Source organism: Actinomycetes bacterium, from assembly GCA_036000965.1.
Lineage (GTDB): Bacteria > Actinomycetota > CALGFH01 > CALGFH01 > CALGFH01 > DASYUT01.
In genome coordinates this window covers 12,814-28,145 of the sequence record DASYUT010000302.1, presented here as the reverse complement: position 1 = coordinate 28,145, position 15,332 = coordinate 12,814, and the positions used below count along the sequence as shown (strand labels likewise).

The following is a 15,332-nucleotide window of genomic DNA, read 5'->3' as shown; positions in this document are numbered from 1 at the left end:
AGCCTGGGGACCGACGGGTACGAGATCTCGACCGATGCCACCCGGCTCGACCGGGTCATGATCCATCGGTTCCTGAGCCAGGAGGCATACTGGGCCCGGGGCGTCCCCCGCGCGGTGGTGGAGCGCGCGATCAGCAACTCGCTGGTGTTCGGGCTGTACGCCTCGGGCGAGCAGGTCGGCTTCGCCCGGGTCGTCACGGACCAGGCGACGTTCGCCTGGCTCGCCGACGTGTTCGTCCTGCCCGAGCACCGCGGCTGCGGGCTGGGCAAGCGGCTGGTCCGCGAGGTGCTCGCGCACCCCGGCCTGCAAGGGCTGCGGTGGTTCCTGCTCGGCACCGCCGACGCGCACGGGCTCTACCGCCAGCTCGGGTTCGACCCGCTCAGCCCGGAGCGGGCCAGCCGGTTGCTGGGCATCTGGCGGGAGCCGACCGAGGTGTACGGCCCGGCCACCGCCGACGGCGGGGACGCCCGCTGAGCGCACGCTGGCGGTCAGGCATGCATATCAGGCGGTGGTGGCGGCCACCGTGCCGCCGCCCAGCACCAGGTCGCCGTCGTAGAGGACCCCGGCCTGGCCGGGCGCGACCGCGTCGACGGGCTCGTCGAGGCGGAGGCGGACCCGGCCGGGGCCGGCCGGGTCGACCAGGCAGCCGACCTCGTTGCCGTGGGCCCGCAGCCGCACCCGGGCCGGCCCCGGCCGCAGGCCCAGCCCGTCGGTCGAGGTCGCCCGCTCCAGCTCCACGGCGCGGATGGCCAGCTCGGCCCGCTCGCCGACCACCACGCGGTCGGCGGCCGGCTCGATGCGCAGGACGTAGCGGGGCGTGGGCGCGGCCAGGCCGAGGCCGCGGCGCTGGCCCACGGTGTAGCGGTAGGCGCCCTGGTGGCCGCCGAGCACGTCGCCCTGGGCGTCCACCACCTGGCCGGGACGGCGGCCCAGGCGGCGCTCCAGCCAGCCGGCGGTGTCGCCGTCGGGGATGAAGCAGACGTCGTAGGACTCCGGCTTGGCCGCGGTGCGCAGCCCGAGCCGGGCGGCGGTCCGGCGCACCTCGGGCTTGGTCAGGTCGCCGAGGGGCAGGCGGAGGTGGTCGAGCTCTCCCGGCCCGAGCATGTAGAGCACGTAGGACTGGTCCTTGGCCGCGTCGGCGCCCCGGTACAGGCGGGCGCCGGCCACCCGGGCGTAGTGGCCGGTGGCGAGCGCGTCGAAGCCGAGGGCGCGGGCCCGGTCGAGCAGCCCGACCACCTTGACCCGCTCGTTGCAGCGGGCGCACGGGTTGGGGGTGCGGCCGCGCGCGTACTCGGCGGCGAAGTCGTCCACCACCGCCTCCTGGAACTGGTCGACGAAGTCCCAGACGTAGAAGGGGATGCCGAGGGCGTCGGCGACCCGGCGGGCGTCGTCGGCGTCGGCCAGGGTGCAGCAGCCCCTGCCCGCCACCTGCGCGTGGGCTGGGACGCGGGCGAGCTTGAGGTGGACGCCGGTCACGTCGCACCCCTGCTCGACCAGGAGCGCCGCCGCCACCGAGGAGTCGACCCCGCCGCTCATCGCGACCAGCACCTGAGGCGCGCTCACTGGCGCACCCTCCAACCGCGGGAGGCTCCAGGAGCGCCCGCCCCACCGACCCGGCGCACCCTCCACCCACGCGAGGCTCCAAGAGCGCCCGCCGCACCGGCCCGGCGCACCCTCCGCCCACGCGAGGCTCCAGGAGCGCACGCCGCGCTCACGGCGTGGCTCCGGTGGTGGCTGGGGCGAGGGTGGCCAGGGCATGGCCCACGGCGGCCACGGCGGTGTCCACGTCGGCCGCTGTCGAGCCGTGGCCGAGGCTGAACCGGACCGTCTCGCGGGCCTCGGCCGGGGTCCGGCCCATGGCGAGCAGCACGTGCGACGCGGCCACCGCCCCGCTGGCGCAGGCCGACCCGGCCGAGCAGGCGATCCCGGCCCGGTCGAGCAGCAGCAGCAGGTCCTCGGAGCGGCGGCCGGGGAAGCGGACCGAGGCGAGGCCGGGCAGGCCCCGGGCCGGGTCGCCGTTGACGACGAGCGCGGGCTCGAGCGTGCGCAGGCCGGCCAGCAGCCGGTCCCGGAGCCGGGCGAGCGCGGCAGCCTGTGCCTCCCGCTCGGCGAGGGCGACCGCCGCAGCCGCGCCGAACCCGGCCAGCGCGGCCACCGGCAGCGTGCCCGAGCGCAGGCCCCGCTCCTGGCCACCGCCGTGGACCAGGGGCCGCAGTGCGACGCCGGTCCCCACCACGAGCGCGCCCACCCCGGTCGGGCCGCCCAGCTTGTGCGCTGCCAGGACGAGCAGGTCGACGCCGTCCCGGGCCACGTCGACCCCGGGCGTGCCAGCGGCCTGGACGGCGTCGCAGAGCAGGACCGCCCCGGCCGCGTGGGCCAGCCCGGCCGCCTCGGCCACGGGCTGGACGGTGCCGACCTCGTTGTTGGCGGCCATGAGGGCGACCAGCGCCGTGTGGCCGGGCCGGACGGCGTCGGCGAGCGCGTCGAGGTCGACCCGGCCGGCCGGGTCGACCGGGGCCAGGGTCAGGTCGGCGCCGGCGTCGGCCACCGCCCAGGCGGCCGCGTCGAGCACGGCGTGGTGCTCGACCGCGGAGGCGACCAGGTGGCGGGCATCGGGCTCGCTGGCGAGCACCGTGCCCTTGACCGCCAGGTTGTCGGCCTCGGTGCCACCCGAGGTGAACACGACGTCGCTGGGCGCGGCCCCGACCAGGGCGGCGACCTGCTCGCGGGCGGTCTCGACCGCGGCCCGGGCCGCACGGCCGGGGCCATGCTGGCTCGACGGGTTGGCTGCCGGCCGTTCGAGGAACGGGCGCATGGCAGCCAGCGCCTCGGCTCGGAGCGGGGCGCTGGCCGCGTAGTCGAGATAGGGCACGAGCGGGCTACTTCCTTCCGCGCAGGGCTACTTCTTTTGCTGCTGGCCGTGACCTTGCCCGCCGTCCTTGCCGGCCAGGCGCCTGGGCTTGGCCGGGGCTCGCTCGACCACGGTGGTGGGTGGCCCGGTCGGCGGGGTGGTCTGGCCGGGAACGGTCGTGCCGGGCGGCTGGCCGGGGATGGTGGTCTGGGTGGTCGGCGGTGGTGGTGGCGGGAGCACGGTGTACTGCAGCCCTTCCTGGGGACGCTCCCAGTCGGCCGGTTCGGTGTCGGCGAGCGCCTCCTGCATGAAATCGTGCCAGATCCGCGCCGGGAGCGACCCACCGGTGACCGTGGAGAACCCCGCGATGTTCCGCATCGAGAACTCTTCCCTGGTGTAGCCCATCCACACCGCGGTGGCGAGCTGCGGCGTGTACCCGACGAACCAGGCGTCGCGGTACTCCTGGGTCGTGCCGGTCTTGCCCGCAGCGGGCCGGCCGATCCGGGCCGCGACCGCGGTCCCGTGGTCGATCACGCCCTTGAGCACGTCGTTGACCTCGTAGGCGAGGGCGGGCGGGACGCGCGCCTCGCCGGCCGGCGTGTTCTCGAACAGCATCTGCCCGTGACGGACGACCTTGGTGACGAAGTTCGGCTTCTGGTACACGCCCATGTTGGCGAAGGTGGCGTAGGCGGCGGCCATGTCGACCGGGTAGACGTTGGCCGAGCCGAGCGCGATCGAGGGCGCGTTCTCCTGCTCGTGGTCCACGCGGACCCCCAGGCGGCGGGCCATGTCCACCACCTTCTTGGGGCAGAGCTGCTCCATCAGCCGCCCGAACACGCCGTTGACCGAAAGCCAGGTGGCGACCCGCACCGGGAGCAGGCCGCCACCCTTGCCCTCGTAGTTGTTGACCTTCCACGGTGCGCCGCAGACCATCCGGGCGGGCCAGCCGCTGGTCTCCCACACCGAGTCGGGCGAGATGCCGTTCTCGAGCGCGGAGGCGAGCACGAACGGCTTGAACGCCGACCCGGCCTGGCGGTGGCCCTGCAGGGCGAGGTTGAAGCGGCCGTGGACGCGGTCGCGGCCGCCCACGACCGCCCGCACCGCGCCGGTCGAGGGGATCATCGCGACCAGGGCGACGTCGGGCCCGCCCGGCGGGCCCTTCTCCCTGACCGCCCGCTCGGCGTCCTGCTGGATCTTGGGGTTCAGCGTGGTGAAGACGCGCAGGCCGCCCTCGTAGAGCTTCTTCTCGCGCTCCTCCCGGCTGCGGCCGAGCCGCGGGTCCTCGAGGAGCTGCTGCTTGACCCCGTCCATGAACCAGCGGTACCGGCCGTTAGGCAGCGGCTTGCGCTTCTGCACCCCGAGCGGCTGCCGGCGGGCCCGCTCGGCCTGGTCGGCCGGGACCAGGCTGAGCTCCACCATGCGGTCGAGCACGGTGTTGCGCAGGCGCAGGGCCTCCTGGGGGCTCGAGCGCGGGTTGCCGGTCTCGGGCGAGCGGATGATGCCGGCCAGGGTGGCCGCCTGGGCGAGCGAGAGCTGGCCGACCCGCCTGAAGAAGTAGCCCCGGCTGGCCGCCTCGATGCCGTAGTAGCCGCCGCCGAAGTAGACCCGGTTCAGGTACTGCTCGAGGATCTTCGGCTTGCTCGTGCGGCGCTCCAGCTCCGCGGCGAGCGCGGCCTCCCTGACCTTGCGGGCCAGCGACTGTTCCTTGAGCTGGGGGTAGGCGTTGCGCACGAGCTGCTGGGTGATCGTGCTGCCGCCCTGGGCTCGCGCCCCCTCGGCGATGTCGGTGAACAGCGCCCGCAGGATGCCGCGCTGGTCGACGCCGTGGTGGTCGTAGAAGCGGGCGTCCTCGGCGGCCACGACCGCGTTCTGCACCATCACCGGGACCGCGGCGAGGGGCACCACGATGCGGTCCTGCTCGGACTTGAGGACCTCGATGAGCTTGCCGTTGACGTCGTAGACCTCGGTCCGCTCCGGCTGGTCGAGGGGACGGAGGTCGGCCAGGTCGGGCAGGCCCTTGCCGGCCGCCTTGACCGAGCCGGCCATGACCACCCCGGTGGGCAGCGCGGTGAGCACGCCGATGACCAGGGCGAGGACGCAGGCGGCGGCGATCGGGCGGACGAGCCCGAGCCAGGGCCGGCGAGCCCGGTTGGGCGGCGCGGCCACGGCCACGACCAGAGGCGCGAGCCAGCGGGCGGTCCATCGCCCGAAGCGGCGCACCCTCCAGGCCACTGCGCCGGCGGTGCCGCTCACGGCCGCCAGCACCGGGTCGCGGGGCCGCGGGGCCGCCCCGTTGCGTTCCGGCCCCCCGGACCCGGCCCCGAGTCGGACGGTCTCCCGCCCGAGTCGGACGGTCTCCCGCTCCGCGTCCGCGTGCGGGCGCGCCGTGGCGTCGTCCTGGCCGGCGGCCGGCCAGGACGACGTCCACGCGGCGGGATCATCGCCGGCTCGCTCGCGGGCCGCCTCCCGGTCCGGCGTCCACGCGGCGGCGTCGTCACCGCGTCGGCGGTGGCTGGCCGGATCCTCCGGCTCGGACGGCGCCCACCAGTACCCCGCACCGCCGGGCGGGCCGGCGCGGCCCGGCTCGCCGCCGCGTGGACGCCGGGAACCTGCGTCTGACTCGCCGTCGCCCTGCGGACGCGGGGGACCTGCGTCCGGCTCGCCGTCGCCTGGGGCGCCGGGACCATCCATGGCTTCTCTCCATCCCGATCCGTCATGTTCGTGCCTGCCTGGCCGCCCGGCATCCAGACCACCGGCCATCCAGACGCCGTGGACGGCTCCGGCCGACGCGCCTCCGGCGGCGACCGTGTGCCGCCCGCCGAGACCGGCCACGGTCGCGACCTGGCGGGCACTGGCCGTCCGCCGGGAGCTCGCGGCGCGCCGGGACCTGGCGGCCCGCCGGGCACCGGCGACCCGCCCCCGGCGCGGTCGGACCGTGCGGTCGCGGGTGACCCGGGCCGCGACCGCCGTCCGGGCCACGGCCAGACGCCGGGCCGAGGCCACCCAGCCCGAGACCAGCCACGACCAGACCAGGTCGGCGCCTCTCGCGATCGCCGCGGCCACCCAGACGACGAAGTCGACGACTGCCTCGACGGCGAGGACGACTGCCAGCCTAGCGGAGCTGAACGCCGCCCGGAGCGACGCGCCCAGCTCGGCGTCAGCGGTGGCGAGGTCCCGCTGGGCACGGTCGGCGGCCCGGCGACTCGCCTCGAGCTCGGGCACGGGCAGGTCGACCAGCCCAGTCGCCCAGGCGCCGAGCTGGGCGTCCACGGTCTTCAGGCGCCGGCGGGCCAGGCGGTGGGCCACCGCCGCGGCAACGGCGTCGGGTGCCCGGAGCGCGCGCTCGGCAGCGGCCGGGCCGGAGCGCACGCTCCGGCGCGACGGGTCGCGCCTGGACGGGTCGCGCCTGTAGGACGCGCGAGACCCGGCCGGGTCCGCCCGACCGGCCGGGTCCGCCAGCATGGCCGGGTCCGCCCGACCGGCCGGGCCGGGCCGCACGGCCGGACCGGACGGCACGGCCGGGCCGGGGGCAAGGGCATGCCGGCCGTCCAGCTCGGTCTCGACCACGCGCCGCCTGGCCAGGGGCTCGACCAGGAAGGAGGGGGCCAGCTCGTCGGGCAGGTACGCGGCGACGGCCGCGCCCAGTGCGACCCGGGCGGCCCGCAGCCGCGACCGGCGCCCCGGCCTGCCGGCAAGCAGCCGGACCCAGCAGCCGCCTGCGTGCAAGGAGGACCTGGCCGCCCCGGAGACCGTGGGGTGGGTGGCGCTGCGCCGCGGCGGTCCTCCTGCGTCGGGCATCGAACGGCTACCCCTTGCGCTTGGCGACCTCGTCGGTCAGCCGGGGGACGACCTTGAACAGGTCGCCCACCACGCCGAAGTCGGAGATGGCGAAGATCGGCGCGTCGCCGTCCTTGTTCACGGCGACGATGGTCTTGGAGGTCTGCATCCCGGCCCGGTGCTGGATGGCCCCTGAGATGCCGACGGCGACGTAGAGCTGCGGGGAGACCGTCTTGCCGGTCTGGCCGACCTGGTGCTGGTGAGGGTACCAGCCGGCGTCGACCGCGGCCCGGCTGGCCCCGACCGCCGCCCCGAGCGCGTCGGCCAGCGCCTCGACCAGCGCGAAGTTGGACGGGTCCTGGAGGCCGCGCCCGCCCGAGACGATGATCTCGGCCTCGGCGACGTCGGGACGCCCGCCACGCTCGGACACGACGTGGTCGGTGACGCGGCCGTCGGCCGCTCCGGCCGTGGTCCGCGCCCCCAGGTCGACCACCTCGGGGGCGCCGCCGCCCTGCTCGGCCACTGGGAACGAGTTCGGCTTGACCACCAGGACCGGGGTGCCGGTCCTGACGCGGGACCGGACCACCGTGGCCCCGCCGAACACGACCTGGGTGGCGACGAGATCGGCGTCGACGTCCACCACGTCGGCGAGCACGCCCCACCCCTTGCGGGCGCCGAGACGGGCGGCCACGTCCTTGCCGGTCGGGCTGGAAGCGACCAGGACCGCGGCCGGCTGGGCACGCTCGACGGCCGCCTCGAGCGCGTCGACCACGGGGAGCGCGAGCATGTTCGTCCAGCCCTCCCCGGTGGCCGCGTAGACGGTTGCCGCGCCGTGGGCGCCGAGTGCGTCGGCCGCCCCTTCGGCGCCCTGGCCGACCAGCACGGCGGCCGGCTCGCCCAGGTCGCGGGCCTTGGCCAGCATCTCGTAGGTGACCTTCTTGGGAGAGCCCGCCTCGTGTTCAACGAGGACCAGAACCGTTGCCATCTCCTGACGCCTCCTCGCGGGCCGGCCGTTGTGACCAGGGACCGCTCCCGACCCGGGCCGGATCGGGTCTCATCAGACCGGGGTCTCAGATGAACTTGTTGGCGGCGAGGAAGCCGGCCAGCTCGAGGGCTGCCGAGCCGTCGCCGGGGTCCTTGACCACCTGGCCGGCCTGCTTCGGGGGCCGGGGCGCGAAGTCGACCACCTCGGTGGTGGCGCCGGCCGCACCCACCTCCTGGGGGTCGATGCCGAGATCGGCCAGGGTGAGGTCGGTGACCGGGCGGGACTTGGCCGCCATGATGCCCTTGAACGAGGGGTAGCGCGGCTCGTTGATGCCCTTGACCACGCTGACCACGGCCGGGCCCTCGGCCTCGACCACGTCGTAGCCGGTGTCGGTCTCGCGGTGGATGCGGACGGTCTGGCCGTCCACCTCGAGCTTCTTCGCGCCGGTGAGGCCGGGCCAGCCCAGGTACTCGGCCAGCGCGCTCGGCACCAGCGAGGTGCGCGCGTCGGTGGACTCCGAGCCGGTGATGACGATGTCGGGCTCGACGGTGCGGACGGCGGCGGCGAGGACCCTGGCCGTGTTGAACGCGCAGGACCCATGCAACGCGTCGTCGTGGACGTGCACGGCGGCGTCCGGCCCCATAGACAGTGCCTTGGTGCGCACGGTCGACAGGGCAGCCTCGGGACCCATGCAGAGCACCACGACCTCGCCCCCGACCGCCTCCTTGAGCCGCAGCGCCTCCTCGACGGCATACTCGTCGACTGGGTTCAGGATCGTCTCGACCGACTCGCGGTCGAGCGTCTTGTCGGCCGGGTCCAGCCGCTTCTCAGCGGCCGTGTCCGGCACGCGCTTGACGGTGACCAGGATCTTCACGTGCTCGACCTCCGAAACAGTGGTGTGCGGTCCGGCGGCCGGACCGCAGGTCCCAGGCCGAGGGAGCGGTCCGGGGACCGACGGGGCCAGGACCGGCCCCCAATGATGCCGCAAATCGGCGAGCGGCGTTCGCGCTGCCGCCTCATGACGGCTCCAGAGCTGCCGAAGAGACGGCGGACAGGTAGCGACGATAGGACCCGCTGCACGGTAGCTGGCCATGCAGACACCGCCGACCTGCGGAAGTCCCTTGTGGCGAGACCGCCGTACCGCGCAGGCGGCCCTGACTCACGGACGGTGGTGCGATGCGCTGGTACCGGTCCCCTTCCAGGCTGACGCTGGCTACTGCGACGCTGCTGGCCGTCCTGGTCCTGCCTGGCGCGGCTGGCGGGGAGTCGGCCGCGAGCTGCCTCGCGCAGCTCAACGCGGTCAGGCACCGGGTCGGAAGCCCGCCGGTCCGCTCCCTTACCGTTCCGGGCAGGGGCCAGCCGCTGGCCACGGCGGCCCGCAACCACGCGGCCTACCGGGCCGCCGCCGACGCCCGGGGCCTGCGCGACCTGAGCGCGCACCACGAGACCAGGGGGCGGCCCGGCTACACCGGGCGGCTTCCCTGGGACCGAACCAGGGCGGCCGGGCTACCCTCGAGCTCCTGGCTCGCCCAGGCCGAGGACGTCATCACCGGCGTGGACGCGCGCGCGCTGGCCGGCGTGTGGGCCTGGACCGACGCTCCCTACCACCGCTTCCCGCTGCTCGACCCCAACATGACCAGGGCCGGCTGCGCCTCGGCGTCCAAGACCGCCAGCTCGGCGGCGCTGGGCAGGCACACGTGGTCGGCGGAGGTGCTCGACATGGCGTGGCCGCGCCAGCGTCAGGTGACGCGGATCGTCGCCTACCCGGCGGACAACCAGGTCAGGGTGCCGACCTCGTTCGACCGCAGGCTCGAGGCGCCGAGGCCGTTCTCTAAGGCGACCACGCCGAAGGTCGGCTACGTGGCGACGCTGCAGGCCAGCGGCTGGGAGGCGATGAAGGTGTCCCGGATGACGCTGTCCAGGAACGGCAGACCCGTCCCGGCCTACCTGGGCGTGCGCTACGCAGGTCCTGGCCTGGGCGGCTGGGTCGACCGCAACCTGCCCGGCAACGCGGCCATGCTGGCGGCCAGGGCCCCCCTGGCGCCCCGCACCCGCTACCGGGTGACGATGAGCGGGCACGTGCGGGCGGCCCCGGCCGCGCCCTGGCGCCCGTTCGGGCGGACCTGGGCGTTCACCACCGTGTGACCGACCCCCCACGGAGGCTGGGCGTGCATCACCGTGTGATCTACCTCCCCGGGGAGGCTGGCGTTCACCACCGTGTGACCTTCCCCGGGTAGGCTGGGCGCTCTCCTGGCCGGTCCGTGCCAGGCCGTCCCACCCCGCCGAGGTCGATCCCACGTGAGCCAATCCCCGCCGCGGTGGCACTGGTCCCCCGGTGCCGATCCCATCCCTCCCGCACTCCCGATGGCGCCTGGGGAGCTGCGCCAGGACCCGCTTAGCGGGCGCTGGGCCGCGATCACCGCCGGTCGGGCGGCCAGGCCCGAGGCGTTCCTCCGCGAGGAGGGCCCGCGCCGAGGGCCGCTGGGCTGCCCGTTCTGCCCAGGCAACGAGCACATGACCCCGCCCGAGGTGTGGGCCGACCGGGACGGCGCCGTGGCCGCCGGCATCGCAGCACCTCCAGAGGGTCGGCGTGGGCGGCTGAAGGACGGCGCCGCCGACGGCCCGGGCTGGCGGGTGCGGGTGGTGCCGAACAAGTTCCCCGCCTTCGCCGGGCTGGCCGGAGCACCGCCCGAGGCCTGGGGCGGACCGGGCGGGCTGTACCGGGCCGCGCCGACCGCGGGCGCCCACGAGGTGATCATCCACAACCCCGACCACGACGCCACCCTGGCCGACCTGGACGAGTCCGACGCGGCCCGGGTGACCTTGGCCTGGCGGCTGCGGCTGGCGGCCCGGCACGACGAGGAGCTGGGCGCCGCCGTCGTGATCGTGAACCAGGGCCGGCTGTCCGGCGCCTCCCTGGAGCACCCGCACAGCCAGATGTTCGCGACCGTCGCCCGGCCTGCGCTCGTCCAGGCCGAGCTGGAGCGGCTTGGCCGGGTCGACTGCGCCGCCTGCGCGATCCTCAACAAGGAGCGCGGCGGCGAGCGGATCGTGGCCGACGCGGCCGGCCTGGTGACGCTCTGCCCGTGGGCCTCTGCCTCGCCGTTCGAGGCGCTGATCCTGCCCGACCAGCACCTGCCCCGCCTCCACGACCCGGGTCCCGGCGACCTCGCGCTCGCCCGCGCCCTCGGCGGCCTGCTGCGCGGGCTCGACGCCGCCGTGGGCGCCCGGGCCCCCTACAACCTGGTGCTGCACTCGGCACCGCCCGGGACCGACGACTTCCACTGGCACCTGCACCTGCTGCCGCGGCTCACCACCTACGGCGGCTTCGAGCTGGCCACCGGCATCGTCATCAACGTCGTCGACCCCGACCAGGCCGCCGCGGCCCTACGCTCGGGCTGAGCGCGGTCAGGAGATCCGGGGGCCGCCGCTTCGCTGCTCGAAGCCCCCAGACCCCGCTCAGCGGCTCTTGAAGGCTGCCTTGCCCGGTCCCTTGGCCGCGAACGAGGCCAGGCCCTCCTGCGCGTCCTCGGTCGCGAACAGCGCCTGGAACGCGTGCCGCTCGAGCAGTAGCCCGGCGTCGATGCCGACGTCCAGCCCGCCGTCGATCGCCTGCTTGGCCGCGCGCAGCGCCACCCCCGGGCCCTTGGCGTAGCGGGCCGCTGCCTCCACCGCCTTCGCGTAGACCTGGTCGTCCGGGTGGACCTCGTCGACCAGCCCGATCGCGTGGCTGTCGGCCGCCGACCAGAACCGCCCCGAGTAGACCATCGCCTTGGCGCGGGCCGGACCGACCAGGCGGGGCAGCCGCTGGGTGCCGCCGCCGCCCGGGATGATGCCGAGCAGGATCTCGGGCTGGCCGAACTGAGCGCTCTCGCCTGCGAAGCGGAAGTCGGCGGTCAGGGCCAGCTCGCAGCCTCCGCCCAGCGCGTAGCCGTTGACCGCGGCGATCACGACCTTGGGGATGCGCGCGAGCGCCGTGAACGCGCCCTGCAGCTCGGCGGTGCGGGCGGAGATCTCCGCGAAGCTGCGGCCCGCCATCTCCTTGATGTCGGCACCGGCGGCGAACACCTTCTCCCCGCCCCAGAGGACCACGGCGCCGACCCGCTCGTCGGCCGACGCCTGCCCGGCCGCCTCCCCCAGCTCCTCCTGGACCTGGCTGTTCAGGGCATTCACCGGAGGCCGGTCGAGGCGGATCGTCCCCACCCGGCTGTCCTCGTCGACCTCGAGCCGCACGAACTCGCCCACCGCGTCCTCCCGCGTCCGATCAAAGGGGCACGAACGGGCCGGATTTTGACATCCTCTCCCGCCTGAACTGAAGGCCGGGACACTCTCGCCGAATCGTGGTGGCTATCCGCACCGGGATCCCTGGGCGGCCCTCAAGTCGCCTGGCATCCCACCCGATCGTATGGGCGGCTGGTCTCGCCGCTGCGAGAGTTGCGGCGGGAAACGGCCGGTTCTGGTTAAACTGTCCCCGGCCGGGTTGCCGGGCGGTCACAGCGTGGGGCCGTCCGGAGTAGCTCGGTCGATTCACGCCACAGGCAGCGCATCGCTCGAGGAGCCAGCATTGATCAAGCAGGTCCCCACCAAGGGCAGCAAGGACGACGTCAAGGTCCAGTTCATCCTTCCCAGCGAGTCCATGCCAGGCAAGGTGTCGGTGGTCGGCGACTTCAACGGCTGGGACCCGGGCGCCCACCCGCTGCGCAAGCGCAGCAACGGCACCCGCAGCGTGTCGGTGTCGCTGCCGGCCGGCCGCAGGTACGCCTTCCGCTACCTGGGCGAGGACGGCCAGTGGCTCGACGACGAGCAGGCCCACGGGTTCGAGCCCAACGGCGTCGGCGGCATCAACGGCATCGTCAACACCTGAGGCTGGTCGCTCGCGGAGGGGGCGGGCCGGGCCCTCCCTGCTGCACCCCACACGGGCTCCCCGCAGCACATCCCACACGGGCTCCCTGCAGCACATCCCGCACGGGCACCCTGCAGCACATCCCGCACGGGCACCCTGCAGCGCCATACAGGCGTGTCCGCGTTCAGGGCCGCGGGCCGCCGGTCCGGGTGACGGTGGTGGCGGCCCGGCTGCGGCGCAGCCGGGTGGCCAGCGGTCCCTGGCCGAGGTGGCCCAGCCACTCGGCTCCCTGCCGGAGCCGGCGGCTCGTGGCCGACGGGCCCTTCTTGGCCTCCGTGCGCCTGGCCGCCTCCTCGAGCGCCCAGGCTGCGACCGGTATCCCGACCACGAGGATCGCCAGCTGGCCGATGCGCCGCTTCATGCTTCGCCTCATCGTAGGTTCCTCTCCTCTCACCGTGCGGGCTTGCCGTACGGGTCCGACGAGCAGTCTGCCTTCCCGGAGCAGCGACTGCACTAACCATGGCCGGTCCACGGAAGGGACCGCCACAGCGCTCGGCCGCGTGCTCGCAGGACTCGCTGCCCTGCGCGCCCGGCCGGGCCTGGTCGCCCATCATCGGCCGGGCGGCGACGACGGCTCGGCCGTGGTCTGGCGACGCTGCGGTCTGCCCGAAAGCCTGCCCGGTATGCCGGCAGGTCGAACCGGGGCGGCTCGGTATGCCGGCAAGGTCGGAACCGGGGCGGCTTGGTATGCCGGCAGGGTCAGAACCGGGGCGGCTCGGTGTAGTCGCCCCAGACCTGCCTGAGGGCCTCGGTCATCTCACCGACGGTCACCTCGGCCCGGGCGCCCTCGACCAGCCGTGGGATCAGGTTCTCGTCCCCGGTCGCCGCGGTCCTGAGCTGGTCGAGGGCGGCGTCCACGGCGGCCGGGTCGCGCGCGGACCGGCGCCTGGCCAGCTGGGCGTTCTGCTCGCGCTCGACCTCGGCCGAGATGCGCAGGATCTCGAGCGGCTGGTCGTCGTCGGTAACGTGCCGGTTCACCCCGACGATGACCTTCTCGCCCTTCTCCAGCTGCTGCTGGTAGGCGAAGGCGGCGTCGGCCATCTGCTGCTGGAACCAGCCCTGGTCGATGCCGGCCAGCACGCCGTCGAGCATCGAGCCGTCGCCGAACCGGTCGATCCGGTCGAAGATCTCCTCGGAGCGCTGCTCCATGAGGTCGGTCATGTGCTCGACGTACCAGGAGCCGCCGAGCGGGTCGATCACGCTCGCCGCCCCGGTCTCCTCGGCGATCACCTGCTGGGTGCGAAGCGCGATGGCGGCGGCCCGCTCGGTGGGCAGCGCGAAGACCTCGTCGAGCGCGTTGGTGTGCAGCGACTGGGTGCCTCCGAACACCGCCGAGAGCGCCTCGAGCGCGGTTCGCACGACGTTGTTGTCGGGCTGCTGGGCGGTCAGCGACACCCCGGCGGTCTGGGTGTGGAACTTGAGCTGCAGCGCCCGCTCGTCGGTGACGCCGTAGCGGTCGCGGAGCCAGCGAGCCCAGATGCGGCGGGCGGCCCGGAACTTGCCGACCTCCTCGAAGAAGTCGATGTGGGCGTCGAAGAAGAACGAGAGCTGCCGGGCGACGGTGTCCACGTCCAGCCCGCGGCGCTTGGCCAGCTCGAGGTAGGCGAAGCCGTCGGCGAGGGTGAAGGCCAGCTCCTGGGCGGCGGTCGAGCCCGCCTCGCGGATGTGGTAGCCCGAGACCGAGATCGGGTGGTACTTGGGCACCTCGGCGGCGCAGAACTCGAGCAGGTCGCCGATGAGACGCAGGTGCGGCTCGGGCGGGAACAGCCACTCCTTCTGGGCGATGTACTCCTTGAAGATGTCGGTCTGCAGGGTGCCGTCGAGCTTGGCGACCGCCGCCCCCTGGCGCTCGGCTGCGACCAGGTACATCGCGAACAGCATCGGCGCCGGCCCGGAGATCGTCATCGAGGTGGTGAGCTGGTCGAGGGGCAGCCCGTCGAACAGGACCTCCATGTCGGCCACCGAGTCGATCGCCACCCCGCAGTGGCCTACCTCCCCCACAGAGCGCGGGTCGTCGGAGTCGCGGCCCATCAGCGTCGGCATGTCGAAGGCGACCGACAGGCCGCCCCCGCCCTGGGCGATCAGGTAGCGGTAGCGGGCGTTGGTCTCCCGGGCGTTGCCGAAGCCGGAGAACTGCCGGATCGTCCAGAGCCGGCCCCGGTACATGGTCGGGTAGACGCCCCGGGTGTAGGGGTACTGGCCGGGGACGCCGATCGTGGCGGCCTCGTCCCGGTCCGGGTGGTCCAGCGAGGTGTACAGGGGCGCCTGCTGCTCGCCGGACAGGCTGGTGAAGTCGGCTTCGCGTTCGCCCGCGGCGGCGTACCGCTCCTGCCAGCGGGCTCGCAGGTCATCGAGCCGGCTCGTGTCCTTCTCGCTCATCAGGTCCTCCCTCGTGGCACCCGGGCGCCGTGCCGGGATCCAGGGTAGCCCGGGTGCCCACCACATGGATCTGGCCGCGCCCTTGTATCTGGCCGCGCCCTTGTATCTGGCCGCGCGCTCGGTGCTCTCCATACCAGGCGGACCTGGCCGGATGACCGCCACCCCGGCCAGGTCCTGCCAGCCAATCCCCACCCCGCCCCACCCGGTCAGGCGGTCAGCTCGCGCTCGAGCGGCGTCCGGAAGCGTGGCGTCACCCGGACCTCCCCGAGCCACGCGCGCAGCCGTTCGGCCTCCGCCTCAACCGCCGCGACCGCGTCGACGCCCACGTCCTCGAGCAGCCGGAACGCGACCTCGCCATCCTTCCGCTGGGCCCAGCCGCCGACGATCCGGCCGACCCGCCTCACTGCACCTGCCATCGTCGTCCTTCCATCCGGATA

The 15,332-nt window shown here is 74.5% G+C and carries 12 protein-coding genes and 1 pseudogene; 4 read left to right on the top strand and 9 right to left on the bottom strand.

Going from position 1 to position 15,332, the window contains the following annotated elements:
- Positions 1–3 precede the first annotated feature (3 nt).
- On the top strand, positions 4–474 hold the full coding sequence (locus VG276_26810) for a GNAT family N-acetyltransferase (GenBank protein ID HEV8652901.1): 471 nt from the start codon (positions 4–6) through the stop codon (positions 472–474).
- A gap of 27 nt (positions 475–501) precedes the next feature.
- Here VG276_26810 and mnmA read toward each other — a convergent pair whose 3' ends face one another.
- The 5 genes from mnmA to VG276_26785 all read right to left on the bottom strand — a co-directional run bounded on the left by mnmA (position 502) and on the right by VG276_26785 (position 8,487).
- Positions 502–1,563: a tRNA 2-thiouridine(34) synthase MnmA gene (gene mnmA / locus VG276_26805; protein HEV8652900.1), complete on the bottom strand. Its 1,062-nt coding sequence runs from the start codon at positions 1,561–1,563 to the stop codon at positions 502–504.
- A gap of 148 nt (positions 1,564–1,711) precedes the next feature.
- Entirely contained in the window at positions 1,712–2,872 is a 1,161-nt protein-coding gene (locus VG276_26800; protein HEV8652899.1) for a cysteine desulfurase family protein, read from the bottom strand.
- A gap of 27 nt (positions 2,873–2,899) precedes the next feature.
- Positions 2,900–6,649, bottom strand: coding sequence for a transglycosylase domain-containing protein (locus tag VG276_26795; GenBank protein ID HEV8652898.1), 3,750 nt, complete (start codon positions 6,647–6,649; stop codon positions 2,900–2,902).
- A 7-nt stretch (positions 6,650–6,656) separates the two neighbouring features.
- Positions 6,657–7,613, bottom strand: a complete 957-nt coding sequence (locus VG276_26790) for an electron transfer flavoprotein subunit alpha/FixB family protein (GenBank protein ID HEV8652897.1) — start codon at positions 7,611–7,613, stop codon at positions 6,657–6,659.
- 85 nt (positions 7,614–7,698) lie between these two features.
- Positions 7,699–8,487: an electron transfer flavoprotein subunit beta/FixA family protein gene (locus VG276_26785; protein HEV8652896.1), complete on the bottom strand. Its 789-nt coding sequence runs from the start codon at positions 8,485–8,487 to the stop codon at positions 7,699–7,701.
- 302 nt (positions 8,488–8,789) lie between these two features.
- Here VG276_26785 and VG276_26780 point away from each other — a divergent pair, with 302 nt between their 5' ends.
- Positions 8,790–9,758 carry a CAP domain-containing protein gene (locus tag VG276_26780; GenBank protein HEV8652895.1) on the top strand — a complete coding sequence of 323 codons (969 nt, stop codon included), beginning with the start codon at positions 8,790–8,792 and terminating at the stop codon, positions 9,756–9,758.
- Between the two features lie 219 nt (positions 9,759–9,977).
- Positions 9,978–11,015 carry a galactose-1-phosphate uridylyltransferase gene (locus VG276_26775; protein HEV8652894.1) on the top strand — a complete coding sequence of 346 codons (1,038 nt, stop codon included), beginning with the start codon at positions 9,978–9,980 and terminating at the stop codon, positions 11,013–11,015.
- A 57-nt stretch (positions 11,016–11,072) separates the two neighbouring features.
- Here VG276_26775 and VG276_26770 read toward each other — a convergent pair whose 3' ends face one another.
- Positions 11,073–11,858, bottom strand: coding sequence for an enoyl-CoA hydratase-related protein (locus tag VG276_26770; GenBank protein ID HEV8652893.1), 786 nt, complete (start codon positions 11,856–11,858; stop codon positions 11,073–11,075).
- A 319-nt stretch (positions 11,859–12,177) separates the two neighbouring features.
- Here VG276_26770 and VG276_26765 point away from each other — a divergent pair, with 319 nt between their 5' ends.
- On the top strand, positions 12,178–12,477 hold the full coding sequence (locus VG276_26765; protein ID HEV8652892.1) for an isoamylase early set domain-containing protein: 300 nt from the start codon (positions 12,178–12,180) through the stop codon (positions 12,475–12,477).
- Positions 12,478–12,640: 163 nt separating this feature from the next.
- Here VG276_26765 and VG276_26760 read toward each other — a convergent pair whose 3' ends face one another.
- The 3 genes and pseudogenes from VG276_26760 to VG276_26750 all read right to left on the bottom strand — a co-directional run bounded on the left by VG276_26760 (position 12,641) and on the right by VG276_26750 (position 15,287).
- On the bottom strand, positions 12,641–12,889 hold the full coding sequence (locus tag VG276_26760) for a hypothetical protein (protein HEV8652891.1): 249 nt from the start codon (positions 12,887–12,889) through the stop codon (positions 12,641–12,643).
- Positions 12,890–13,215: 326 nt separating this feature from the next.
- Entirely contained in the window at positions 13,216–14,895 is a 1,680-nt protein-coding gene (locus tag VG276_26755) for a methylmalonyl-CoA mutase family protein (protein ID HEV8652890.1), read from the bottom strand.
- 206 nt (positions 14,896–15,101) lie between these two features.
- A pseudogene (locus VG276_26750) lies at positions 15,102–15,287 on the bottom strand (winged helix DNA-binding domain-containing protein).
- Positions 15,288–15,332: the final 45 nt, after the last annotated feature.